The following is a 24,081-nucleotide window of genomic DNA, read 5'->3' on the forward strand; positions in this document are numbered from 1 at the left end:
TGATGTTGTTATACTTTAGGTTCCCAACCCGGTTCATAGGTGCGGCTCCATAATTTTTGTGCTTCAGGATCATTTAAAATAAATCCCGTTTGTGGGTCTATTTTTAAATCACGGCCTACGCGCCAGGCAATATTACCGAGTTGCATGCCCAGTATGCTCTTGTAGCCTATCTCCACATCACAGCTAGGGCGACTGTTAGTACGGATAGCATCCAGAAAGTTTGCTATATGCAGGCTATCCCATCCTACATCCGGACTTGTAGTATTACGCCCCTGTATAGCCTGATTCATCGTCGGTGCTACTTCGTTGATCAGTTTGCCATCGGGGTCATATACTTTATAGCCGCCACCATCGGTATCAAGGCTGCCATTATCGCCATAAAATATTACACCGCGGTCGCTTCCCTCAATCTTTCTGCCGTTGGAGCTCCTACTTTCCCACATTAATGATTTACGGTCGGGGAAGTCCATAGTAATAATCTGTGTGTCAGGTGTTTGCCAATCATCTTTAAACTGGTACCTGCCACCTATAGAGGTTACATGTGATGGGAAATCGACACCTAAACCCCAACGGGCCACATCAACCTCATGGGTGCCATTATTTAATGCTTCGCCGGTTCCCCAATGCCAAAACCAATGCCAGTTGTAATGGATCAGGCCATCCTGGTAGGTTAGGCGGGGAGCAGGACCCTGCCAGAGGTCATAATTAAGTTCAGTAGGTACGGTTCCGGGTTTCAGATAGGTTGCTTTGCGGTTATTGGTATACCATGCCTTGGCAAAATATACCCGGCCTATCAACCCCTTATGCAACTGATCAATAGCCTGTATCAATACCGGCACTGATCGGCGTTGCGCACCCATTTGTACTACTTTGTTGTATTTTCGGGCAGCGGCAACAGCAAGCTGACCCTCATGCGGGTTATGGCTCAGTGGTTTCTCTACATAAACATGCTTGCCGGCCTGGCATCCCATAATAGTAAGCGGTGCATGCCAGTGATCGGGGGTTGCTATATAGATAGCGTCAATATATTTATCTTCAAGTAATTTGCGGCAATCGCCTTCGGTACGCGGCGCATCAGTTTGCCCGGCATCAGTTACCGTTTTAATAGCTTTAGCAAATGTTCGCGTATCAACATCACATAAAACAGATACACGGGTATTGCTTTGTTTGGCAAATGTGCCACACATGCTCCCGCCACGGCCATTAATGCCAATTACTGCTGTATAGATACGGTCATTAGCGCCAATAATGTTTCTATAGCTTTTGGCACTCATAGCTGATAGTTTGTTCCCTATAGCAATACCGGCAGTAGTAATTGCCATTTTTTTGACAAAATCCCGTCTTTTTTCCATGAAATTCAGTTTTGATTAACTGGTTTATTATTGGTTAAATATTCTAATATATATAGAAATTTAAAGCTATAAAATGATATGTAAGATAACAACGAAAAAATGATTGTATCTGTTTTATTACGATAGCTTATGTAGTTTATAAGGATAGTTGTCAAATTAAAAAAGGATTGCTCTTTTCCGAACAATCCTTTTTAATTTGATAGATGTTCCCAGAGATACGTTTTTCGAACTATTTCTTAAAACAGCTGAAAGAGTTAACTAATTTCTGAAAAGGCGCATTTATGGTTCTTTGAGTCTAAATAGGTATTGGTGATCCTGGTATGATATCGAAGATTTAAGGAAGATCGCCTCATTCAACGATCCTAATAATCCATGGGTGCATTCCTTTATTTATGATTCTTTTTGCGCGGATTGTAGTCGGTTACTGAATGGCTGTCCACCGTTCCCGGCTATCATTATCATATTAATCAAAACGCTTACACTTCGCCTGATACTCCCATAACCTGGTTCGAGAGCGGTCTTCCAAACATATCTGATAATAAACTTTACGGTCTTTGTAAAACATACATTATTGATCGTAATTATTACCATGGGTATGATTTATTAAATTCCCAAGCGTTAACAAGGACTTAAAATTATCTTAACAAGAGTAGTGTTTCTTTGGCCAAACAAATATGGCTTGTGAAACACGCTTCTGATACCCAACTGATCCTGGAACTTCAAAATGATGATCGTCAGGCATTTCGTGAAATATATGAGCGTTATTCGGCTAAACTGATTGCTATTGCCATCAAAAAAACGGGGAATGAAGATGATGCGATGGATATGATACAGGACCTGTTTTTATCCGTTTGGAAAAACCGCTATACACTGCAGATCAGCGGATCATTAGAGGCTTACCTTGTGGTTTCAATTAATTATATGACTTACAAGTGGTATAAAAAACAAAAATTTCAACCAGCATCTTTAGATAACATTACAGAAGAGTATGAGCAGTATGAAAATACCACTATTCATCAATTAGCTTTTTCTGAATTAAATATTGTTATTAATAAGGAAATTGAAGCTATGCCTGAAAAAATGCGACAGGTTTATTTATGCAGCCGGGAGCAGGATATGAGCGGTACCCAAATAGCGGCAGAATTAGGCATTTCTCACCAAACTGTCCGTAATCAGATCAGCAATGCATTAAGCCGCCTAAAAAAGTCGGTAAATCATTACTACAACGCCATACCTGGCGATAAAATCAGCGAATTATTATTCCTGATAATTTTTTTTCATTTCATATAGTACACATCCCGCCCACCGGTCACTTGATAAGTATAAAGGCTTTTTAAGTGAAGGAAAAAGAGATTAAGAAACTACTGAATAAATTTAACACGGGTAAATGTTCTCCCGGGGAACTGGAGATGCTTAAAACGCTGATGCAGGAACTCGAGCAGGACAATGATATTCCAATACAAACACACCGGCTAAAAGAGCAAATCTGGGAGAAAATAGAAAATGATCTTAATGGTGATCAAAAACTACGCAGGCTAAATACCGCGTGGTTAAAAGTTGCGGCAGTTCTTTTAGTAACAACGGTAGCCGGTATTTTCTTTTCCAGGCTATTGAAAAAACCAGATAACGAAGCGGTGCAGATAGCCTATCAAACCATTACTGCTCCGCGGGGAGAAATGCAAGAGATTGTTTTGCCTGACAGTACAGTTGTACATCTTAATGCAGCCAGTACTATAAAATTTCCTGTAGCTTTTAACGGGAAAAAGCGTGAACTCTTTTTATTGGAGGGTGAGGCGTATTTTGAAGTTCGGCATGATGCGAAACGCCCCTTTTTAGTGCACACCGGTAGGGTTACTACCCAGGTATTGGGAACTACCTTCAATATTAAATTTTATAAGGATTTACCGGACCTGCAAGTTTTTGTTAATAGCGGAAAAGTTGAAATTCATGACCAGGCCCACACCCTTGGTATGTATACGCCACAACAACTGTTAACTTATAATAAGTTGAAGGAGAGTTTTGTAAGGGGAAATATTTCAGACGATCACCTGCTTAGCTGGATGCATGACGATCTCATTTTGGATAATGTATCATTTAGAGAAATAGCGGTATACCTTGAGAACAGATACAATGTCAACTTTAAATATACCGGTAAAAAAGATACCCGGCAACGCTACTCGGTAAGGTTTTCCAATAAATTAACCATTCGCCAGGTGGTAGATATCTTACAACTGATTGATGGAAGAAAATATCAACTTAAAGGAAATAACCTGACTATTAAATAGGATTAGGATAAAGACAAACCAATGCCTGCGACAACAAGCATTGGCTAAATGGATGTAGCAGCCAAAATTAAAAACGAACAGGCTGTTACAAATAATAACTAAAAACAAATATATGGAAAAACTTTTAACACAGATTTCTGGAAAGTTAATGATGGCAATTTTATTGCTCTTTATCTTTTTATCATTAACGCCGGGCAGGGCCCGTGCAACACAATCCACCTCTTTGGGAGAGCAAATGGTAACGGTGAGGTTCGGCGATGAAACGCTTGATGTTTCCCTGGAAAAATTAAAAAAGGTAACCAATACAATTGCCTTTAACTACAAGCTGAACGATGTACAGGGCGTAAAGGTTAAAGCAGTCTCATTTGTAAACAAACCGCTGAAGGAGGTGCTGGCTGCATTGATGAAAAACACTCAGCTGGATTATAAGGAAAAGTACAATACGATCATTATTTCCAAAAAAATCACCACGCCGGTTGTAAGTAAAAGGGTAATCAGCGGTACTGTTTCTGATAAAGACGGCCCTCTTACGGGTGTTGTGGTTCGCAGCAAAACTTCTAGTGCTATTGCTTCTACGGATGCAAATGGACATTTTGCGATAACAGTTGAGGAAGGTGATGTATTGGTGTTTACTTACATTGGTTATAAAACCCAGGAAGTAGCTGCCGATCATTCACCGCTTAATATAACCTTAAATGCCGATGTCACCGGCCTGTCTGCGGTATTGGTAGTAGGCTACGGTACCCAAAAAAAGGCCGATGTTACAGGTGCTGTGGGTTCCTTAAAAGTTTCAGATGTTAAAGACCGTTCTGTAGGATCTGTTACCGAAATGTTGCAGGGGCAGATTCCCGGTGTAACCGTTTTGAATGAAGGGGGCGATCCAACCTCGCTTCCAAGCATTCGCATACGTGGGCAAAGTTCGTTCAATAATGAAGGACCGTTAATGGTGGTTGATGGTACTATCTATACCGGCGGCCCGCTTGACCCTAGTGATATAGCATCGATTGATGTACTGAAGGATTCATATGCAGCAATTTACGGTGCAAAAGCGGCCGGAGGTGTGGTGCTGATCACGACAAAAAGGGGAAAGGCTGGTAAGACCAATTTAGATTTTACGGTTAAAACAGGTGTTCAAAACGCCAATCGTATTTTACAATCATTAAATGCCGCTGATTTTGCTGACGCTATTAATACTGCTTATGATAATGCAGGTTTGCCAAGGCTTGATGCGTTTAACGCTACAGTAAATCCTGATTCACGCATTACCCGTACCAACTGGAATGATGCTATTTTCAGAACCGGGATAATGCAGGAATATAACATGAACTTAACCGGTGGTAATGATAAATCTACTTTTTATGTTTCAGGCGGATATCGTAAAAATGAAGCTATTCTTTTAAACACCTATTCAGAACGCTATAATTTCAGGGTCAATTCTGACCATAAAATTAAGGATTGGTTAAGAATAGGGGAGAATATGTCATATTCTTATAACAATGGCCAGGGTGCTAATACAAACGATGACTACCAGGGAACTATCCTGTCGGCTATATTCTATCCACCCAATGCCACTATTTATAATCCGGACGGAAGCTTTGGCGGCGTACCCGCAAAGTATGCCGGCTCTTATGGCGACGTAATTAACCCGGTTGCTTTTTTAAAGCGGCTTGATAACAGTGATGCTGTAAACAGTTTCACCATAAACCCTTACCTGGAAGTAACATTTCTGAAAAATTTTAAATTCCGCTCCAACCTTGGCATAACCAAAAACCTGGAGAGCATTAAACAATTTGATACCAGGATACTGGAACCCGGTAAGTTGTTTTTTGATAACGAACTTTTTCAGCAGCAAACAAATACCACCAATTTATTAGCCGAACAAACCCTTTCGTATGATAAGGTATTCGGCACTAAACATCATGTTAGCGCATTGGCCGGTTATACTTATGAAGATGATGTAACCGAATATTTTAGCGTAAACACAGATGGTTATGTAAGCGAGGATCCTTCCGCACGGTATATCGTTAATGGATCACTTTATCCAAGCGGAACGCCCTTACAAGGTCAAAAAAATGAAATCGCGCTGATCTCTTATTTCGGAAGGGTTGGTTATGATTATGAAGGCAAATATTTGATCAATGGGATCATCCGCCGTGATGCAACTTCGCAGTTAAGCCAGCAATACCGCAGTCAAACTTATCCTGGTGTTTCTGCAGGTTGGATAATCAGTAAAGAATCTTTCTTCCCTGATAAGGCATTTATATCATTTGCCAAACTAAGGGCCAGTTATGGCCAATCAGGAAACCTTGCCGGCCTGCCTAATTTTCCAACATCTGTTTCCCTGAGCAAAACAACAGCATATTTGGGCAATCCTGCTGCATCGGTTACCGGGTATGCTATCAACGGGCTTTCAAATCCAGATTTAAAGTGGGAAAGAGCTGCTCAAACGGATATCGGTTTGGACCTGGGCTTTATGGATGGGAAATTAAACCTTAACGCCGATGTGTTTAAGAAAAAGAATACACAGTTTTTGTTTAGTCCGCCTGTAGCTGCAGTTTATGGTATTTCAAACCCGCCGTTTGTAAACGGTGGTGAGATACAGAATAAAGGGATTGAAGTAGCTATTAAATACCAGGACCATGCCGGTGACCTGCATTACAACTTTGCCTTGAATGGTTCTTATATTAAAAATAAGATCATTGATATACTGCCGGGAGAGGAAACTATTTTGGGTAACCCAACGGTAAGAGATAATCTTGTTCCGGTTGAGTTGGTTCAGGGCAACCCGCTGTATTCATTTTACGGATATAAGGACCTTGGTTTATTCCAGTCGCAAGCAGAAGTAAATGCTTATAAAAAGCCGGATGGAACACTCATTCAGCCAAATGCCAAACCAGGCGATATAAAATTTGCGGCAAACAGCGCCGGGCAACTAGTAAAGTCTTACCTGGGTACGCCTTTCCCCAAATTTGATTATGGCTTTACATCTAATTTTAATTATAAATCATTTGACTTAAGCATCTTTTTGCAGGGAGTTGCCGGTAACAAATTGTTTAACGGGGTAAAATATACCGGAGATAATGCCTCTATACAAAACTATGACTTGCTTTCCACTGCAAAAAATGCCTGGACACCAACCAACACCAATACCAATATACCACGACTTAATGCATCCGACCCGAATGGGAACTTTAGTAATGTATCCAGCTTTTATGTAGAAGATGGTTCATATCTGCGTATTAAAAATGTAACGCTTGGCTACAGCATTTCAAAAGCATTTTGCGACAAATTAGGTATCAGAAGTATCAGGGTTTATGCTGATGCGCAGAACCTGGCAACCTTTACCAAATATACGGGCCTCGACCCTGAAATAGGGATCAACCAGAATGGTGTTGATCTTGGGCTGTATCCGCAGGCAAGAATTATGATGCTTGGTTTAAATGTTGGATTGTAAAAAACTATTGTAAAAATAATGATCATGAAAATTAAGAATATATATAAAGGGATTATTTTGGCGACCACTCTTATCAGTGGGATGTGGATGTCAGGCTGTAAAAAGGGAACTTTAGATGGTATAAAGCCTACCGGTACCCCAACTACTACCAATTTTTGGAAAACTGCGGATGATGCCCAACAGGCTGCCAATGGCTTATATGATTTGCAAAGCAATGATGAAGACCTTTACGGCCGTGGTTTCTTCTGGTTTATAAATGCAAGTGATGATATGGTTGTAGGCCGTACTTCTGCTGACCGGGAAAACATCAAAAACTTTGTTTGTACCGGAAACGAGCAAAGTATTTACGCGCCATGGTCAGCTCATTTTGAAGTAATGAAAAGGGCTAATGATGTTATTGCCAATGTACCGGGTATCAGCATGGATCAGGCAACCAAAAACTTCATACTTGGTCAGGCTTATTTTATTCATGCCACTATGCACCTTGAAATTGCCGATCTTTATGGTAGCGCTACGCAAGGTGCTCCCGTTCAGAACCGTGCTAATCCGCTTGCATTTCCCTTACAATTACCATCTGTGAAGGATAATTATGCTTATATAATTGCTGATTTGAAAAAAGCCGCAGCTCTTTTGCCTTATTTAAACCAGCTTGCAACTACAGATTATGGAAGAGCTCATAAAACAGCTGCATGGGCTTATTTGGCTAAAGCTTATCTGCATGCCAAAGATTATTCCAATGCAGAAAAATATGCAGATTCGGTTATTTTAAGTGGCAAACATGCACTATTGCCAAACTACGCTGATGTATTTAAAATCGCCAACAATTACAGTTCCGAATATATATGGTCTGTTGCCAGCAGTCAGTATGGCGAAAGCATTTTGCCCGGAGCTATGCTTGAAAACAAAGGATGGGGCTTATATAACGGGTTTGGATACTATCAGCCCACTAAAGAGCTGGTTGACGAGTTTGAACCCGGTGATAAAAGATTGGCTGCTACTATCCTGAAAAAAGGCGATACCTTTCAATACTTCGGGCAGACCTATACTTATCCAATTGGAGGTGTTTCAAACAGTTTAACAGGCTACCAGTTTAATAAATACATGGAGCCTTTCAGTTATGCAGGTGGAATTCATGTTAGCACAAACGGAAATGAACCTTCAACAGATCTGAATGTACCACTGCTTCGTTATGCTGAAGTGATTTTGATTAAAGCAGAAGCTGAAATAATGCAGGGAAAAAGTGGTGATGCGGAGATCAACATGATCCGTCAGCGTGCTGGCTTAACTCCGGTATCAGGAGCAACTATGGTGAATTTAAAGCATGAACGCCGTGTTGAACTCGCTGGTGAATGGAGCGACCGGAATTTTGACCTGGTGCGCTGGGGAGATGCACAGGCTGCTTATGCCAAACCATTACACGGGTCTGATGGATCAGTAGTTTGGCCTGCACGTAATTTTGTTCCGGCCAGGGACAATGTATGGCCAATTCCACCAAATGATATCCAGATAAGCCAGGGGCAACTCAAGCAAAATGCAGGCTGGTAGTATAAAATAAACTAAAAACCGGGGGATATCCCCGGTTTTTTCCATTAAAAAATTCAAATGAAAAGCACTAAAATTATCGCACTGTTAGCGGTTATGGTAACAATTAATCTGTCAGTAAATGCACAGATCAAGGTATATACTGTTGCAGATGCGCATTCGCATAACGACTATAAAAACAATATCCCCTTTTACAGGGCTTATGAAAAAGGTTTTGGTTCAATAGAAGCTGATGTGTATGCTGTTAACGGAAAGTTAATGGTTGCCCATGATAAAGCAGAAGTTGCTGAAAATAGATCGTTGAAAATTCTATACACCGATCCATTAATTGAAAAACTGGCGCATGACCAGCAAAGGCAATTAAGGCTGCTCATTGAGATAAAAGAAGATTACAAAGCAGTTTTACCATTGGTGATCAGCGAATTGAAACCGCTTGAGTCTTATTTTTCCTATCCGGGGCACCCGGGCAGGCTTTCAATAGTATTAACGGGCGCGGTGCCGCCCGCCGCAGAGATGGTCAACTATCCCGAATGGATTTCATTTGATGTTGATCACATAGACGGGTTTACTCCGGAGCAATGGAAAAAAGTAGGGCTGGTAAGTTTTCCGTTTAGCAAATATGTTCATTGGAATGGTAAAGGAGTATTAAACAGTGAAGAGGTCGCCAGGGTTAGCGCTGGTATTGACAGTGTACATGCTGCGGGTAAAATGATCCGTTTTTATGAAACGCCGGATACTAAAAGCAGCTGGCTTGCCCTCATCAGGTTGAAAGTTGATGTTATCGGAACAGATAAAGTTGAGGAGCTTGGCGATTTTCTGAATAAGAAAGAGAAAGATGAGTATGTGGCCCCGCAATCCTACGCAATTTATCACCCAACCTATAAATCTGATGGTGCTGTTAAAAAAGTTAAAAACATTATTTTATGTATAGGCGATGGCATGGGCCTTTCGCAAATTTACGCTACCTATACGGCTAACAGGGGACAACTGAATATCTTCCAGATGCAAAATATTGGTTTTTCCATTACTAATTCGGCCGATGCATACATTACTGATTCTGCTGCGGGAGGCACTGCCTTTGCATCCGGACAAAAAACAAATGACAGGGCAATAGGTGTTGATCCATCAGGTAAGCCATTAAAATCATTAGCAGATTATAGCGCCAAAGCAGGGAAGAAGACGGCCGATATTGTTGTATGTGAACTAACAGATGCCACACCTGCGGCTTTTTATGCGCACCAGTCGGAAAGAAGCAATGCAACAGCTATTGCAAGGGATATCACATCATCGCCCGTTGATATCTTTTTAGGTTCAGCGTATACGGATTTTACGGAGAAGGTAAACGGCGAAACGCCAATTGATATCATGAAAAAAAGGGGATACACCGTTATTCGCAATTTTGATGATTTTTTAAAGTCGCCTGCAACAAAAATCCTTGGCTTAATGGATGACAGTGTTACAAGGCCTAAAATGAATGGCAGGGGAGATTATCTGCCGCTGGCATTTAATAAAGTTACCCATACTTTTAAAAACGATCCCAAAGGATTTTTCATGATGATTGAAGGATCACAAATTGACCATGGCGGCCATAGCAACAACCTGAAGCAGGTGATAACAGAAAACAGCGACTTTGATAAGGTAGTAGGGGAAGCCTTAAAATTTGCTGATGAAGATGGTGAAACCCTGGTTATTGTAACAGCAGATCATGAAACAGGAGGGCTTACTTTATTAGATGGAAATATCGCTAAAGGATATGTTTGGGGCGATTTTAGTACTAATGATCACACGGGTACTCCGGTGCCGGTATTTGCTTATGGGCCACATTCGCTTGATTTCAGAGGCGTTTATAACAATAATGAGATATTTTATAAGCTGTTACAATTAATTAAGTAGCTTAAATCTCGGTAATAGTTTATCAATATAAAATTCCAGGAAATACTATTGATGCTTGTATCAAGATGTTGCTTTAATAACAACATCTTTGGTACACTGACCCTAAACAAAAAAACGCCTTGTAAGTGTTTTACTTAATAAGGCGTTTTCTTAAACTTCGGTTGCACCTAACGATACATTTTACGAACTCTTTTTTAAACAGCTAAAAGAGTTAGCTAATTTCTGAAAAGGTGTATTTATGGTTATTTGAGTCTATCTAAACGAATATAAGCAGCTTTAATATTCTGACCTTTAATAAAATAGTCAATTTTTGATTATCTCCTTTTAATCCTTCTCAAACCTCCCCGTCTTCTTACTTAAAACAATCTTATACAATATCAGTTCAAAATCAAATCCCACATCGCTCGCATCTCCTGTAAACCCATGCGATGGCTGTGCAATTTCTCCCTGCATGAGCGGCATTACCCGGTTGATGATCTTTTGCATGGCATACTCGCGTTCCAGCATATCAGTTATCTCTTCAAACTTCCCCCAACAAATTACACTTTCCCAGTTTTGCAGGTTGGTAATGGAATCAGCCTGAAAACATACCTCAGAATTTTTTCGCATCATATCTATTTTCATGCCTTTGGCCGAATGGGCATACAAGTTTATACCATCGTAAACATAGTTTACCGGTACAATATAGGTTATACCATCTGCATGGCAGCCTATGCGGCCAACGGGCAGTTCCCTTAACAGGGTTTCAATCTGATCTTCGTTCAATGCTCCTAACATGGATCAAATTTCTTGAATATCGGGGTAGCTGGGAATGACGATAAACACCTGAAATAGTGATGGGTATCATTCTTTAGCGTTTCGATTAACAGCAGCTTTGTATACCATGAAAAAGTTCCTCTTCCCCACAGATTTTTCAGCTAATGCAAAGCACGCGCTGAATTATGGCTACAGCCTGGCCAAACAGGTTAAAGCGAATATGATCATTTGCAACGCGATCATCGAACCTGCGGAAATACCACAAAGCGGACTGGTTAGCTGGCCAATGGAAGAGTCAGACTTATTGCAAGCTGACAGTAACAGGGAATTAAAACTACTGAAGGAACAAATGGAAAGTAGGGAAGAAACGATCAGTTTCAATCCTTCCATTACCTGTATAAGCGAAGCAGGGACCGTAACGGATATGATCAATAGGGTAGGCCATCAAAATGATGTTGGCCTGGTTATTATCGGTACACATGGCAGCAGCGGTTTGAGTACCTTGCTTTTGGGCGACCATAGTCGCGAAATAATTGATGAAATTAACAAGCCGCTATTGCTTGTGCCGCCTGCTGCTAAAATAAAACAGGTGAAAAAGATCGCCTTTGCCACAGATTTTAAGGATCCGGTAAAGGATATGGAATGCATTCACGCCTTTATAACGTTGGCAAGGCCGCTCAATGCCGAAATATTGATTACCAATATTTTTGATGAAGAAGAGCATGCTGCCGAATGGTTTATGAACGAACTGGCTAATAAAGCCAACTATCCGCATATCTATTACAGAGTAGTTAAGGCATATCACCCCGTTTCGGGATTGGATTGGTTATGCGAACATGGTGATATTGATATGCTGGCCATGGTACACCGCTCGCATAATTTTATCGACAGCTTGTTCAGGGGGAGCCAGACACAAAAAATGGCAAATCATATCGTAATACCCTTACTCGTTTTTCCTGCAATTTAAAATACCTATTATGAAAAATTCAAATAACCGAAATGTTTACCTGGTTGGCGGCGGTATCGCTTCTTTAGCCAGCGCTGCTTATTTTATCAGAGAAGGTATAGCAGGTGATCATATCACGATATATGAAGAACTGGAAGTGCCCGGTGGCAGCCTGGATGGCTCGGGATCGCCTGAAAATGGGTATGTGTTGAGAGGTGGGCGTATGCTCAATTTTAGCTATGTATGCACTTATGATCTTTTCTCATTTATCCCGTCGCTTACTGATCCCAAAATCACTGTTTATGAGGAAATACAAGCTTTCAATAAAAAGATAAAAACGCATGCCAACGCCCGGGTTATTGCTAATGGTAAAATAGAAGATGTTACTACGATGGATTTTAGTAGCCAGGATCGTTTAGATCTGGTGGAAATGATGGCAGTAAGCGAGGAATATTTAGGTTCGAAACGGATAGACGATTGGTTTGGCGAAGATTTCTTTAAGACCAACTTTTGGTACATGTGGGATACCATGTTCGCCTTTCAGCCATGGCATAGCGCGGTAGAGTTTAGGCGTTACCTGCATCGTTTTATCCATGAATTTGAACGGATAAATACACTGGCAGGGGTAGATCGTACACCGTATAATCAGTATGATTCGCTGGTGATACCATTGATTAAATGGTTGCATGAACAAGGTGTGCATTTTGAAATGGGTGCTGAAGTTACTTCTGTTGATTTTACAAATTTCCGGGGTGTCGAAATGGTTAAATGTATCCACTATATTCAACATGAAAATGAAAAGGAAGTTCATTTTGGGGCTGATGATCTGTTACTGGTAACTATAGGCTCGATGACTGCTGATTCCAGTTTAGGTTCGATGCAATCAGCACCAAAGCTGATCACCAATAAAGCTGATGGCAGTTGGAAACTATGGCATAACATTGCAAAGTATAAACCTCAGTTTGGCCGCCCCTTTATTTTTGACAACCGGATAAGTGAATCAAAATGGGAATCATTTACCGTAACCTGCCAGGGAACCGATTTTTTTTACCTGATGGAACAGTTCACCGGCAATGTGGCCGGTACTGGTGGCCTGGTTACTTTTAAAGATTCCAATTGGTTGATGTCTGTTGTTCTACCTCATCAGCCGCATTTTATTGGGCAGCCAAAAGATGTTACTGTATTTTGGGGATATGGTTTATTCCCGGATAATGAGGGGAACTTCGTAAAAAAGAGAATGTCGGATTGCACCGGAGCAGAGATCATTACCGAACTGCTGGCGCATTTGCGATATGAAGATGTAACCGAGCAATTATTGAAAACAAGTAATTGCATACCCTGCATGCTGCCCTATATCACCAGTCAATTTCTGACACGCACAAAAGGCGACCGCCCGGAAGTAGTGCCTGAGATCTGCCAAAATATTGCCTTTATCGGCCAGTTTGCCGAGGTGCCCGACGATGTGGTTTTTACAGTTGAATATTCTGTAAGAACAGCACAGACCGCGGTTTATACCTTATTAGGGCTCGAGAAAAAGCCAACGCCGATGTATCATGGAGATCATCACCTATCAGTATTATTTGATGCTGCGAAAACACTATTAACTTAACCACCATGAAAAACTCAAAGAAAGTCATTAAAATATCACCCAGCCTGGTTCCCTATTATCAACGGGATCAGGCCAAACGTATTTCCTGGAGCGCAGCTCAGCTATCATTGGCCATACCTGCAAAGAGCTGAACAATTATGCCGATATTTATAAAATATGTTAAGGCACCTCGGCACTAAACGTACCTATGCGCATAATGTAAAGTTAGCCTCGCTGCTTTGCGTAACCGCCGGTTTTGTAAATGCCGCGGGGTTTTTAGGCTTTGCTGTTTTAACCACCAACGTAACCGGGCATGCCGCTTTATTTGCGGAGCGGATTGCAATGCACGACTGGAAAACCGCCCGGGTAGTGGCGCTTTGGATGTTCCTGTTTTTGGCAGGTGCCTTTATTTCAAGCGTTATCATTTCCTTTATCGGGCGTAATCAGCGCTTTTCCTATGTGATCCCCATATTAATAGAAATAGCCATTTTGCTTGGCGTAGCCGTATTTGGTTATAAATATGATCAAAGCCTGGTTGGCAAAGAGATCTTCGCTGGCAGCTTATTGTTCGCCATGGGGCTGCAAAATTCACTGGTATCAATCGTGTCCGGCTCGGTCGTCAGGACTACGCATCTCACAGGAACTTTTACCGATCTTGGGATTGAACTGGGCCAGATTATTCAGAAAAATACAACAGATAAAGCAGCCTTAAAAACGCGGATAAAATTGCGTTCAGCAATAATCTTTTTCTTTATGTGCGGTGCTTTGGGTGGCGCATATTTATTCCGCTACCTGAGTTTTCATGCATTTTTTATTCCACTGGCCATATTGGTCTTTACCTTACTATCCGATATTTATCGCATAAAGGTTAAGCGTTATTATATGCATCATAACCCATTTAATTAGTGTTTTATATCATTTCAGGAGTGATGATGGTCATTCCAGAGGCTGTTCATTAACGGCACATTTGTGTATAAAACAAATCAAAAAATGGAAACTTCAATCAACACATTAACCGCCAAAAATAATAGCTGGACAAAATTGCTGAACGTAGTAGACGGGCAGGCTGAACACAAAACTGTATGGTTCTTATTTTCCCTGATCTTTCAGGGTGTGCTTTTTCTGCCGATACCGGCGGTTCTCCTATATTATTATCACGCTCCTATTATTGTTTTGCCAATCACTTTTGGCTTGTACCTGGGTAATATAATTGTAGGTATGGGCGGTTCAGGTATAAGGGTTGTATTGGGTTTTCAGCTATTGAGTGTACTGATTAATTTGGGTATGCTGGCGCTATATATCCTTTAATAATATCCCCTAGTGTCACGTCAACAGTCTTTAGTCATAAGTTTCAAGCCAGATTTCGTTTTTTTTGAATTTTGACTCAAGACTTTAGGCTTACGACTAGCGACATTTTATGATTGACACGATACTAGTTACAAAAACCTCCGGGCCATTACGCTCGGAGGTTTTTGTAATGTGTTAATTACCGCTTACAGTCTTTCGCGCATGTACAGGCTTTACCTACACATTTATTCATTTCCCACGAGTCTAGGTTCCTGATGGTTTGCTCAGCTATATTTAGCTGTTCAGGCACATTGGCTAGTTTTATTCCTTTGCTGGCTGCGGCAAGTTTATCAATATGACTTGTAACAGCCGAGCGCGTGGTGATGTATTTAATACCCAGTTCCGCCAGTTTGTTTATTACTTCAGCCGATACATCATCGCTGGAAAATACCATAACCGCCTGCTTACCCGCGGCAAAAATAGCCGTCTCTAAACTCAGTGAATTAAAGATCAATGTAATATCATGTTTTTTTTGATTGGCTTTCGCCAGCGATTCCCTTTCAGCAGGTTTCACGCTATAAGCTACTACTTTCATGCTGCAATAATAGCATTACAGATTTTTCCCCGCCATGAGCATGGTCAGGCAGAAAAATGATTGTAGTCAATTTTTCATTTTGGTGAGCCTGGCCAGGTCAATGATGGTAATTGTGCTGCCTGTTTTCTCAATTAAGCCCTCTTCCTTAAAATCTGATAAGGTACGGCTCACGGTTTCAGTGGCCATAGCGGCCATAGCAGCAAGGTCCTCACGGGCAATTTTAAAACTATCAGTTTCACTGCCAGGTTGGCGATGTAGGCGCAACAGTGCCTGGGCCATTTTTTTTCTTACGGAATGATAGGCCATTTGTAATAGTTGTTCTTCCTTTTCGCGGATATCATTGGCTAATAGTTTAATAAACTCGCGGGCAACTTCAGGATAAAGATTTAGCAATTGCTCCAATTGTTCTTTGGGGATCAGGCATAATAAACTATCTTCTAAAGCGGTAGCGGTATCTGTATATTCCTCGTTTGATAGCATGGCGTTAATGCCTAAATAATCATCGGCCGAATAAATGCCGGTCATTAATTCCCGTCCGTCTTCGGCGAGCTTGATAGTTTTTACCTTACCACTGATCAACAGATACAAACCATTACCTCTATCGCCCTCGTAATAAATAACCTGGCTTTTTTTAAATGATCGTGCTTTACGCTCGGCAATAATTTGCTGCAATGCCGCAAGGCCATCCCTTTTTGCCACTAGTGAATTTAACCTGTCCAGTGATTTGCTGTAAAATGCCTGCTGACCTTCTTTTTTCCTGAGCCGGCTTTCAATGGCGTTCAATAACTCCATATCATCAAATGGTTTGGTCAGGTAGTCATCAGCACCCATCTCCATACCCTTGCGGCGATCGAAATGCTCGGCTTTAGCTGTTAAAAATATAAATGGGATAGCAATAGTCTCAGGGCGTTTTGAGAGCATATATAAAACGCCGTAACCATCCATTTCGGGCATCATAATATCGCATAGGATAATATCCGGGATCTCCTTAAAGGCAAGCTCTACACCAACCTTGCCATTGCTGGCCGAAGTAACAGTATAACCCGCAAGTTCTAATATCTCGATCACGTTTTCACGGATATCGTCATTGTCTTCAATGATCAGTACTTTTTTGCTCATGACATTGGAAAGGTTATGGTAAATAATGTTCCCTGGTTAACCTCGCTATTGAAATTAATTGTTCCGTTCATCAGATTGGTATAGCGGGCCACAATATTTAACCCAAGGCCGGTACCGGGGATGGTGCCTGTATTGTGTGCGCGGAAAAATGCTTCGAACAAATGTTTCTGATCCGAATCGGGTATACCTATCCCATTATCGCTAACGGTAATTATACATTCGCGTTCATTTATCTCTGTAGTAAAACCAATAAAAGTGTTTTCACCTGAATATTTGATGGCGTTATTAATCAGGTTGATAATGCAGTTTTTTAGCAGGTTTTGATCCAGCCTGATGGCGCTTTTAGTGCCTGTGTGCTGGTAAATGATATTTTGATTTTGCTTAGCCAGCCCCTGCATCTCTTCTGTTATAGCTTCTGAAAATTTCACCAGGTTAAAATCATGAAACGTAGGTTCCTGCTTGCCCGATTCCAATTTTTCCAGGGAAAGAAAGTCATTCAATATAGAAGTGAGATTGCCAACGGCATGTTTTATTTTACCTACATGTTTTATAATGTTAGGGTTATTAAAAGGCTCAGCATATTTCTCAATTAAGGATACAGATAACTGAATAGATGTTAAAGGCGTGCGAAACTCATGCGAGGCAATGGATACAAACCGGCTCTTTAATAAGCCTAGTTCCTTTTCTTTTTCCAATGATAAACTCAGGTCTTCCTGGGCTGTTCTTAATTCTTCAACAGTAGCTTCTAATGACTGTGTTCTCTCATTAACTAAATCTTCCAGGTGTATGGCATACTCCTTCAATCGTTCTTCAGCCTCACGCTGGTGACTGATATCATGTATAAAACCGGCATAGATCTTCCGGCCTGAAAACTGTACTTCACTAACTCCTAGTCTGAACGGGAATTGAGTGCCGTCCTTTTTTAATCCAATTACATCGCGGCCAATACCAATAATATGGGCCTGCCCAGTCCGTTGGTAGCGTTCAAGATATTCATCGTGTTGTTGCTTATCAGGCGGGGGCATTAAAAAAGATACATTTTTGCCGATAACTTCTTCCGGCAGATATTGGAACAGGTTGCAGGCTGCCGGGTTAATAGATTCAATTTTACCCCTGTCATCAATAGTGATAATACCATCAATAGCGTTTTTTATAATGGCAACTAATAACGCAGCATTTTCCATACATCAAATATGAGCATTGCTGAACGGTAATGGGTGATGAATTTCAAGTGAAAAAGTGATGATGGTCACTTTTTTGCAAAATCAGGTGATTGGTGTCATTATAAATGCTGATGCCCGTCATGCAGGTACCCATAATTTAAAGGGAGTTTTACAGTATGAAAACTGTATTAGTATTAACCGACTTTTCTATCAATGCTGACTATGTTGCCCATTACGCATTAGGATTGACACAAACTATCAGGGCGAACCTGTTACTATGTAATATTTACCAATCGCCTGATGGTGAAGAAGTATCTGACCGTAAATTGTGGCATATGCGTGTGTGTGAAGAAAACAGCATTAATGACCTGGGTGAACTGGTTGCCCGACTGAAAAGTCAGTTAGATAAAGGAGATATACTAAATGATTTTAGGCCCGACATCAGCCAATATAGTGAAGAGGGTTTAGTAGGCGAAAAACTTAAAGAGCTGGTGGCAAGATATGAAATAGTAATGGCAGTGATCAGCAAGCATAGCGCAAATAACATAACCAACATTTTTGGAAGGAACCACGCCTGGAATATTATAGAAAATGCCGGGTTTCCGGTATTGGTTATTCCTTACCAGGTACGGTTCAAAGCCTTTAAGATGATTGCTTTTGCTACCGCGATGGGGGAGACGGACATTAATGTATTGGAGTCATTATCAGTTTTAGCCGAACACTCAGGTGCTGAAATAATGCTGACGCATGTTGCTGATGAAAATTCTGATAGTAAAAATGAAGAAAATAAGATTAAAAAGTTTTTCGACCAGGTTACTTGTTCAAGAAAAAGCTACCATAATATAAAAGGCGATAATGTAATCAATAGCTTAACATGGCTGGCTGCACATATTGATATTGATCTATTGGTTTTGGTTCATCACAAACGTGGCTATTTTGAAAAATTATTAGGTAGAAGCATCACCCAAAAAATGGCTAATAGCTCAAACAAACCTTTACTGATCTTCCCATCTGCTGCTGTTCAGGAAACGGTTGCAGTGTTTTAATATATTATCCAAGCTAAATATGAGAGATGCCCGTCAGGTTAATGCTGACGGGCATTTTTTATTTGATGAATACTGTTTTATATGACCTTAATCATTTGTAAGTGTGATGCTTATCAGGCACTGAAGTTCGATGCCGGGGTACATTTGTTCTATATCATTCCACTTAAAAAATAAATATGAAAGCATTAGTGTATTACGGCCCGGGAAAGAAATCGTGGGAAGAACAGCCAAAGCCAGCAATCAAGGAATCAACCGATGCCCTTGTAAGGGTCTTGAAAACTACCATATGTGGCACCGACCTGCATATTATGAAAGGCGATATGCCAGAGGTTGCATCCGGAAGGATATTAGGGCATGAAGGGGTAGGAGTTATTGAAGAGATTGGGAGCTCAGTGAGCAACTTTAAAAAAGGCGATCATGTGATCATCTCCTGTGTTACCTCCTGTGGCAAATGTGAGTATTGCAAAAAAGGCATGTATTCGCACTGCGAAAAGGGAGGATGGATACTGGGCTACATGATTGATGGCACCCAGGCTGAATATGTAAGGATACCTTATGCTGATAACAGTCTTTACCCAATACCTGCAGGTTCAGACGAAGAAGCATTGGTGATGCTGAGCGATATTTTACCAACCGGTTTTGAATGCGGCGTATTAAACGGGCAGGTAAAGCCGGGCGATACCATAGCCATAGTAGGCGCTGGTCCGGTAGGTATGGCCGCCTTATTAACCTCACAATTTTATACTCCGGCAGAAATTATTGTGATCGATCAGGATGATAACCGCCTTGCAGTTGCCAAAACATTCGGCGCCACACATACCATTAACAGTGCCAAAGAAAATGCGCTTATAAGAGTAATGGAGCTAACCGATGGTAAAGGTGTTGACACAGCTATTGAGGCAGTAGGCGTGCCACCAACATTTGAATTATGTGAAGAGATCATTTCGGCAGGCGGGCACATTGCTAATATCGGCGTACATGGAAAAAGCGTGACCCTTCATATGGAAAAACTTTGGGACAGGAATATCTCTATTACCACCCGGTTAGTGGATACCGTTACCACGCCTATGCTTTTTAAAACAGTTCAATCAAAAAGAATTGAGCCGAAGAAGCTGATTACTCACCGCTTTAAACTGGATCAGATGATCGAGGCCTATGATACGTTTGAGCATGCGGCAAGGGAAAAAGCTTTAAAGGTATTACTGGAAAATTAATAACACACAATAATCAAAAAACCATGAAAAATAATATTAAACAAACCCTGATACTTACAGCGATCTGTATCATAGGATTTAGCTGCATGCTGCATGCGCAATCTATCTATAAGATCAACGATTCAAAGGATATGGACATGAAATTGTCTGGAACATCTACTTTGCATAGCTGGACAATGGATGCAAAAACCTTTTCGGGCGATGCGGATTTCCACTTTGAATCAGGCAGCGGGGGGCAGCTCTCATCCGTTAAATCGCTAACATTCACATTGGCCGTAGCAGACCTGAAAAGCAGCGAAGGCGGCCTGAACAAGAATGCATACAAGGCATTAAAGGCTGAGGACTACAAAGACATCGATTATAAACTCACATCAGCAACAGTAACATCTGAAAAGGATAACAAATACCTGGTAAAAGCGCATGGCAACCTAACTATTGCCGGTGTAACCAAAGAGGTAATCATGAATGTGGAATGCGTTGTCAACCCCGATGCTACCATTACTTGCACGGGTTCTGAAAAACTGAACATGACCGATTACGCCGTAAAGCCACCAACCTTTATGCTCGGGGCCATGAAAACAGGCGATGCCATTACGCTCAATTTTACGCTGGTTTATAAAAAAATAAGCTAATCACTAATCATATAACATTAATCTACCTACAAAATGAAAATTAAACTTATCCTGCTTTTGTGCCTGGTTACCAGTATAGTAAAAGCGCAGGAACAATTGCAATATTTCCGTCCTAATGATATGAGGGGCATAAATGTGTTTGAAACCTCTAAAGCAGATACGATCCCGTTTACGGGGTTAAAAGTGAAAGTCGGCGGGAATTTCGAAATGGAATTCCAGGCACTACGGAACTTTAATACCGCTACACCCATGACAAAAACCGGTTTTACTGGTAATGTTAATAGTTTGGAGCCGCTTACCAATGGTTTCGCGCTACCTATGGCTAACCTGAATGTGGATGCCCAACTGGAAGACGGTATACGCATGAATATTACGCTATACCTGGCCTCCCGGCATCATGAAGATACCTGGGTAAAAGGCGGTTATATCCAGTTTGATAAGCTGCTATTCCTTAAAAGTGACGTGATCAATGAGATCATGAAAAGCGTTACCATTAAGGTTGGCCAGTTTGATGTGGATTATGGCGATCAGCATTTCAGAAGATCAGATGGCGGTAATACCATATATAACCCTTTTATTGAGAATTATATTATGGATGAGTTTGCTACCGAGATTGGTGCCGAGGTTTATGTGCATACCCACTCTGGTTTCTTTATCATGGGCGGCATGACTAACGGCGAATTGGATGCCACCGTAGTTGCCGGTACAAAAATTGATTCAGCCACCAATAAAGCCAATCAATATGACCCAGCCTTTCATGGAAAGATAGGCTTTGATAAACAGGTAAATAAGGACTTGCGTGTAAGGATCACCGGCTCAGCTTATACAGTTCATAGTGCTAACAGCAGTACGTTGTTTGGTGGCGACCGTACCGGTTCACATTATTTTAACGTAATGGAAAACCAAAATATAGCCAATGGCACAACCATTACCAGTGAGAATGATTACAGTCCGTTTTCAGGAAGATTAAACCCGGGTTTTAGCGAAGAGGTGAATACCGCCATGGTAAATCTGTTCCTTAAATATAAAGGACTTGAGTTTTTCGGAACGGCAGAAGACGCTAAGGGCCGCGCGATCACCGAGGTTGACCAGCGCAAAGCAACCCAATATGCAGCCGATCTGATCTACAGGTTCCCGCAGGGCAAAGAAAACTTTTGGGTTGGCTTTCGTTACAATACTGTAACGGCTTTGCTGCAAGGTTACACATCAAACATTACGGTTAACCGCGAAGCAGGTTCATTAGGCTGGTTTATTACCAAAAACATAATGGCTAAGGCAGAGTATGTGAATCAGAATTACCAGGGTTACCCGGCTGCTAATATTCTTAACGGAGGTAACTTTCATGGCGCAGTATTAGAGGCCTCAATCGGGTTTTAATCATGACCTGTAAAATAATTATCGGATTGCTGCTGATGAGTCTTACTGCAAGCGCTCAAACCAAATGGCTCATCAGCGAAAACAGCAGCCTGAGTGTAAACGGGAGCACTAATATTGATAAGTTCTCCTGCGATATCCCCAACTGCGACCAATCAGATACGTTAACGGTTTGGAAAAGTGAAAAAGGAGTTGTGTTGTCCGGTAGCATTAACCCGGCTGTACTCAGCTTTGATTGCCATAAAGCCATGATGACACATGACCTGCAGAAAACTTTGCAGGCTAAAAAATATCCGAGGCTCCATATCCGCTTTTTATCATTAAGCGGATTACCGCAGCTTTCCAATAAGCCAATATCTATTACCGGGCAAGTGGAGATTGAAATAGCAGGGGTAAAGAAGTTGTATTTGATCAACTATGAAATTTCGGCAGATTCAGCCAAGGTGATCCATTTACTCGGGTCAAGGGACCTGGACTTTTCAGATTTTAATTTAGTTCCTCCGCGGAAACTCGGGGGGATCATAAAAACCCAGGACTTGTTATGTGTTCAATTTCAACTTAAAATGAAAGCGATATGAACCCTGTAAAAAAGTTGTTTAGTCTATCGTTGCTTATTGTTTTGCTTATGCCATTTCAATTAAAGGCCCAAAATGTAATTGCTTTATCCATAAAAAGGCAGCATGCCATTTTATATTACCCGCATTTAGTTGAACGCTTTTATCAGCAAAATGGCAATAAACTGGCTTGGATAGCGCCGGATACAGTAAAAACACATGCCTGGGATGCCATGCTATTATTGGATTGCATAAAACAATATGGGTTGAATCACGACGACTATCACGCGGATCTGTTACTATATCCAACCCTACATAGGCTTATTGAAAACGGCAGTGATAGGAAAAAAGCAACATATGATATATTGCTAACCGATGCAATAATCCGTTTGATAAATGATCTCCACTACGGTAAACTTAACCCGGTTTACACCGAAACAAGAATTGATGCTTCGACCCTGTTTAAAGCCGATGCCGTATTATTACTCGCATTACAAAGCAATGCTTTTTTAACCTGTATTGATGAGGTACAGCCCAATGCTAAACTATATGTTGATCTGCAGGATCACATGCGGCTTTTAGTGGGCCAGCGCAGTGGCGATTGTTATGTAATACCACAAGGATTGATTCGTAAAATGGCAATTAATATGGAACGTTTACGATGGATAAGCACCACCGGTAAAAGAGTGCATCTTACACTAGTTGTAAGGGAAGGTATAGTAATCAATTATCCCGATGTTTATCATCAGGACAAGCAATTAGAAGCACTATTATATAACGAAAGTCAAAAGCAAAACAAATTGTTTAATTTGAATAAAACAATTTCTTCGAAATTGTAATAGTAGTTAGACTTGAAAAACAGGGTCACATAGGCTCATACAACACCGTAACGAGATTTGGACACCTAAATCTGAGTTTAAATGATTTAAAACCACTTTTCCTATTTTAAATAGAGTGTGAGAAAAAGTTCGAACCCTAATTCTGTGATTAAAAACAGGTCTTATCTGTCTATTAATTAGATGATTGCACTTATAAAAAAAGGAAATGTCCAATTAAGTCCATTTCCTTAAGTGCTCCCGACGATACACTTTTCGAACTCTTTGTTAAACCAACTAAGAGAATTAGCTAATTTCTAAAGAGGTTCGAGCCCAACCTCGGGAGAATAGATATTGTCCTGAGACAGGGTTTGAACCAACTAAATAATAATTATTGAACAAAGGCCAATAACTTAATTATTTGGCCTCGTCAGGTTTAATAAGCTACTAAAGATTATTGCCGGTT

Annotated in this window: 21 protein-coding genes; 16 read left to right on the forward strand and 5 right to left on the reverse strand. The window is 41.0% G+C overall.

Going from position 1 to position 24,081, the window contains the following annotated elements; all coding sequences use genetic code 11:
- Positions 1 to 8 precede the first annotated feature (8 nt).
- Positions 9 to 1,352, reverse strand: coding sequence for a Gfo/Idh/MocA family protein (locus BLU33_RS08160; protein ID WP_091371163.1), 1,344 nt, complete (start codon positions 1,350 to 1,352; stop codon positions 9 to 11).
- Positions 1,353 to 2,033: 681 nt separating this feature from the next.
- On the opposite strand from BLU33_RS08160, the gene BLU33_RS08170 reads away from it, so the two are divergent.
- From BLU33_RS08170 to BLU33_RS08190, 5 genes are all read left to right on the forward strand, one after another.
- Positions 2,034 to 2,642 carry an RNA polymerase sigma factor gene (locus BLU33_RS08170; protein WP_157682081.1) on the forward strand — a complete coding sequence of 203 codons (609 nt, stop codon included), beginning with the start codon at positions 2,034 to 2,036 and terminating at the stop codon, positions 2,640 to 2,642.
- Positions 2,643 to 2,689: 47 nt separating this feature from the next.
- A complete protein-coding gene (locus tag BLU33_RS08175) occupies positions 2,690 to 3,637 on the forward strand; it encodes a FecR family protein (RefSeq protein ID WP_157682082.1) in 948 nt (315 codons plus the stop codon).
- 112 nt (positions 3,638 to 3,749) lie between these two features.
- A complete protein-coding gene (locus BLU33_RS08180; protein ID WP_091371171.1) occupies positions 3,750 to 7,091 on the forward strand; it encodes a TonB-dependent receptor in 3,342 nt (1,113 codons plus the stop codon).
- A gap of 24 nt (positions 7,092 to 7,115) precedes the next feature.
- Positions 7,116 to 8,636, forward strand: a complete 1,521-nt coding sequence (locus tag BLU33_RS08185; protein ID WP_091371173.1) for a RagB/SusD family nutrient uptake outer membrane protein — start codon at positions 7,116 to 7,118, stop codon at positions 8,634 to 8,636.
- A gap of 57 nt (positions 8,637 to 8,693) precedes the next feature.
- Positions 8,694 to 10,526, forward strand: coding sequence for an alkaline phosphatase (locus BLU33_RS08190; protein ID WP_091371175.1), 1,833 nt, complete (start codon positions 8,694 to 8,696; stop codon positions 10,524 to 10,526).
- Between the two features lie 324 nt (positions 10,527 to 10,850).
- Here the strand turns inward: BLU33_RS08190 and BLU33_RS08195 are convergent, their stop codons facing one another.
- Positions 10,851 to 11,303, reverse strand: coding sequence for a pyridoxamine 5'-phosphate oxidase family protein (locus tag BLU33_RS08195; RefSeq protein ID WP_091371176.1), 453 nt, complete (start codon positions 11,301 to 11,303; stop codon positions 10,851 to 10,853).
- 106 nt (positions 11,304 to 11,409) lie between these two features.
- Here BLU33_RS08195 and BLU33_RS08200 point away from each other — a divergent pair, with 106 nt between their 5' ends.
- From BLU33_RS08200 to BLU33_RS08215, 5 genes are all read left to right on the forward strand, one after another.
- Positions 11,410 to 12,249, forward strand: a complete 840-nt coding sequence (locus BLU33_RS08200; protein WP_091371178.1) for a universal stress protein — start codon at positions 11,410 to 11,412, stop codon at positions 12,247 to 12,249.
- Positions 12,250 to 12,259: 10 nt separating this feature from the next.
- On the forward strand, positions 12,260 to 13,837 hold the full coding sequence (locus tag BLU33_RS08205) for an oleate hydratase (protein WP_091371180.1): 1,578 nt from the start codon (positions 12,260 to 12,262) through the stop codon (positions 13,835 to 13,837).
- A gap of 5 nt (positions 13,838 to 13,842) precedes the next feature.
- Positions 13,843 to 13,968 carry a hypothetical protein gene (locus BLU33_RS25570; protein WP_262493828.1) on the forward strand — a complete coding sequence of 42 codons (126 nt, stop codon included), beginning with the start codon at positions 13,843 to 13,845 and terminating at the stop codon, positions 13,966 to 13,968.
- A 25-nt stretch (positions 13,969 to 13,993) separates the two neighbouring features.
- Positions 13,994 to 14,722 (forward strand): YoaK family protein, encoded by a 729-nt coding sequence (locus tag BLU33_RS08210; protein WP_091371182.1) that lies wholly within the window; start codon positions 13,994 to 13,996, stop codon positions 14,720 to 14,722.
- 84 nt (positions 14,723 to 14,806) lie between these two features.
- Positions 14,807 to 15,124, forward strand: coding sequence for a hypothetical protein (locus tag BLU33_RS08215; RefSeq protein WP_091371183.1), 318 nt, complete (start codon positions 14,807 to 14,809; stop codon positions 15,122 to 15,124).
- Positions 15,125 to 15,302: 178 nt separating this feature from the next.
- Here BLU33_RS08215 and BLU33_RS08220 read toward each other — a convergent pair whose 3' ends face one another.
- The 3 genes from BLU33_RS08220 to BLU33_RS08230 all read right to left on the reverse strand — a co-directional run bounded on the left by BLU33_RS08220 (position 15,303) and on the right by BLU33_RS08230 (position 18,001).
- Complete coding sequence (locus BLU33_RS08220) at positions 15,303 to 15,698, reverse strand: Rossmann-fold NAD(P)-binding domain-containing protein (RefSeq protein WP_091371185.1); 396 nt, start codon at positions 15,696 to 15,698, stop codon at positions 15,303 to 15,305.
- 66 nt (positions 15,699 to 15,764) lie between these two features.
- Positions 15,765 to 16,817 carry a response regulator gene (locus BLU33_RS08225; protein WP_091371187.1) on the reverse strand — a complete coding sequence of 351 codons (1,053 nt, stop codon included), beginning with the start codon at positions 16,815 to 16,817 and terminating at the stop codon, positions 15,765 to 15,767.
- Positions 16,814 to 18,001, reverse strand: a complete 1,188-nt coding sequence (locus BLU33_RS08230; protein ID WP_091371189.1) for a PAS domain-containing sensor histidine kinase — start codon at positions 17,999 to 18,001, stop codon at positions 16,814 to 16,816. The genes BLU33_RS08225 and BLU33_RS08230 overlap by 4 nt, the downstream gene beginning before the upstream one ends.
- Before the next feature lie 155 nt (positions 18,002 to 18,156).
- Here BLU33_RS08230 and BLU33_RS08235 point away from each other — a divergent pair, with 155 nt between their 5' ends.
- From BLU33_RS08235 to BLU33_RS08260, 6 genes are all read left to right on the forward strand, one after another.
- Positions 18,157 to 19,026: a universal stress protein gene (locus BLU33_RS08235; protein ID WP_091371190.1), complete on the forward strand. Its 870-nt coding sequence runs from the start codon at positions 18,157 to 18,159 to the stop codon at positions 19,024 to 19,026.
- A 176-nt stretch (positions 19,027 to 19,202) separates the two neighbouring features.
- Complete coding sequence (locus BLU33_RS08240) at positions 19,203 to 20,240, forward strand: zinc-dependent alcohol dehydrogenase family protein (protein ID WP_091371192.1); 1,038 nt, start codon at positions 19,203 to 19,205, stop codon at positions 20,238 to 20,240.
- Positions 20,241 to 20,263: 23 nt separating this feature from the next.
- Complete coding sequence (locus tag BLU33_RS08245) at positions 20,264 to 20,872, forward strand: YceI family protein (protein WP_091371194.1); 609 nt, start codon at positions 20,264 to 20,266, stop codon at positions 20,870 to 20,872.
- A gap of 33 nt (positions 20,873 to 20,905) precedes the next feature.
- The gene (locus tag BLU33_RS08250; protein WP_091371196.1) at positions 20,906 to 22,249 is read left to right on the forward strand and encodes a hypothetical protein; all 1,344 of its coding nucleotides are present in this window, start codon (positions 20,906 to 20,908) and stop codon (positions 22,247 to 22,249) included.
- Between the two features lie 2 nt (positions 22,250 to 22,251).
- Positions 22,252 to 22,824, forward strand: a complete 573-nt coding sequence (locus tag BLU33_RS08255) for a hypothetical protein (protein ID WP_091371198.1) — start codon at positions 22,252 to 22,254, stop codon at positions 22,822 to 22,824.
- Entirely contained in the window at positions 22,821 to 23,639 is an 819-nt protein-coding gene (locus BLU33_RS08260) for a L,D-transpeptidase scaffold domain-containing protein (protein ID WP_157682083.1), read from the forward strand. The genes BLU33_RS08255 and BLU33_RS08260 overlap by 4 nt, the downstream gene beginning before the upstream one ends.
- Positions 23,640 to 24,081 lie beyond the last annotated feature (442 nt).

This window comes from Mucilaginibacter mallensis (genome assembly GCF_900105165.1).
GTDB classification, from domain to species: domain Bacteria; phylum Bacteroidota; class Bacteroidia; order Sphingobacteriales; family Sphingobacteriaceae; genus Mucilaginibacter; species Mucilaginibacter mallensis.

What these genes read in the sequence shown, in the direction of transcription:
- BLU33_RS08220 (WP_091371185.1), bottom strand. Translation starts at nt 15,698, where the DNA reads ATGAAAGTAGTAGCTTATAGCGTGAAACCTGCTGAAAGGGAATCGCTG.
- BLU33_RS08205 (WP_091371180.1), top strand. Translation starts at nt 12,260, where the DNA reads ATGAAAAATTCAAATAACCGAAATGTTTACCTGGTTGGCGGCGGTATC.
- BLU33_RS08215 (WP_091371183.1), top strand. Translation starts at nt 14,807, where the DNA reads ATGGAAACTTCAATCAACACATTAACCGCCAAAAATAATAGCTGGACA.
- BLU33_RS08255 (WP_091371198.1), top strand. Translation starts at nt 22,252, where the DNA reads ATGACCTGTAAAATAATTATCGGATTGCTGCTGATGAGTCTTACTGCA.
- BLU33_RS08250 (WP_091371196.1), top strand. Translation starts at nt 20,906, where the DNA reads ATGAAAATTAAACTTATCCTGCTTTTGTGCCTGGTTACCAGTATAGTA.
- BLU33_RS08235 (WP_091371190.1), top strand. Translation starts at nt 18,157, where the DNA reads ATGAAAACTGTATTAGTATTAACCGACTTTTCTATCAATGCTGACTAT.
- BLU33_RS08190 (WP_091371175.1), top strand. Translation starts at nt 8,694, where the DNA reads ATGAAAAGCACTAAAATTATCGCACTGTTAGCGGTTATGGTAACAATT.
- BLU33_RS08200 (WP_091371178.1), top strand. Translation starts at nt 11,410, where the DNA reads ATGAAAAAGTTCCTCTTCCCCACAGATTTTTCAGCTAATGCAAAGCAC.
- BLU33_RS08225 (WP_091371187.1), bottom strand. Translation starts at nt 16,817, where the DNA reads ATGAGCAAAAAAGTACTGATCATTGAAGACAATGACGATATCCGTGAA.
- BLU33_RS08160 (WP_091371163.1), bottom strand. Translation starts at nt 1,352, where the DNA reads ATGGAAAAAAGACGGGATTTTGTCAAAAAAATGGCAATTACTACTGCC.
- BLU33_RS08195 (WP_091371176.1), bottom strand. Translation starts at nt 11,303, where the DNA reads ATGTTAGGAGCATTGAACGAAGATCAGATTGAAACCCTGTTAAGGGAA.
- BLU33_RS25570 (WP_262493828.1), top strand. Translation starts at nt 13,843, where the DNA reads ATGAAAAACTCAAAGAAAGTCATTAAAATATCACCCAGCCTGGTTCCC.
- BLU33_RS08240 (WP_091371192.1), top strand. Translation starts at nt 19,203, where the DNA reads ATGAAAGCATTAGTGTATTACGGCCCGGGAAAGAAATCGTGGGAAGAA.
- BLU33_RS08180 (WP_091371171.1), top strand. Translation starts at nt 3,750, where the DNA reads ATGGAAAAACTTTTAACACAGATTTCTGGAAAGTTAATGATGGCAATT.
- BLU33_RS08210 (WP_091371182.1), top strand. Translation starts at nt 13,994, where the DNA reads ATGTTAAGGCACCTCGGCACTAAACGTACCTATGCGCATAATGTAAAG.
- BLU33_RS08260 (WP_157682083.1), top strand. Translation starts at nt 22,821, where the DNA reads ATGAACCCTGTAAAAAAGTTGTTTAGTCTATCGTTGCTTATTGTTTTG.
- BLU33_RS08185 (WP_091371173.1), top strand. Translation starts at nt 7,116, where the DNA reads ATGAAAATTAAGAATATATATAAAGGGATTATTTTGGCGACCACTCTT.
- BLU33_RS08230 (WP_091371189.1), bottom strand. Translation starts at nt 18,001, where the DNA reads ATGGAAAATGCTGCGTTATTAGTTGCCATTATAAAAAACGCTATTGAT.
- BLU33_RS08245 (WP_091371194.1), top strand. Translation starts at nt 20,264, where the DNA reads ATGAAAAATAATATTAAACAAACCCTGATACTTACAGCGATCTGTATC.